This window comes from Christiangramia aestuarii (assembly GCF_009735585.1).
GTDB lineage: Bacteria > Bacteroidota > Bacteroidia > Flavobacteriales > Flavobacteriaceae > Christiangramia > Christiangramia aestuarii.
Map to the genome: position 1 here is coordinate 1 of NZ_VJVW01000144.1, position 387 is coordinate 387.

Genomic DNA, 387 nt, shown 5'->3' on the forward strand with positions numbered 1-387 from the left:
GAACACCGGCGCGCCGACCACCAGGATCAGGTCGTGGCCGTCCAGCAGCCGGCTGATCCCGGCGATGGCCGCCGGCAGCACGCCGCGGAAGCAGGCATGGCGGGTGGGGAACGGACAACGCGAGGCCGACGGCGCGACCCAGGCCGGCATCCGCAGCTTCTCCGCCAGTTCCACAGCCAGGCCGTTGGCATTCGCCCCGTCGACGTCCGGACCGAGCACCAGCACCGGGTTGCGCGAGCGCGACAGGCGCTCGCCGAGTTCGGCCAGCAATGCCGGCGCCGGCAGCGCGGCGCCGCTGACCTGGCGCGCAGCCAGGTGTTCGACGCCGGCCGGCGCCGGTTGCGCCCAGTCGTCGTAGGGAATCGACAGGTACACCGGCGCCCGCGG

1 protein-coding gene is annotated in these 387 nt (G+C 74.4%); it reads right to left on the bottom strand.

Features of this window, described 5'->3' with window-relative positions; translation table 11 throughout:
- Positions 1 to 387 (bottom strand): hypothetical protein (locus FLP08_RS17285; RefSeq protein WP_238388523.1); only part of this gene is annotated, 387 nt, incomplete at both ends.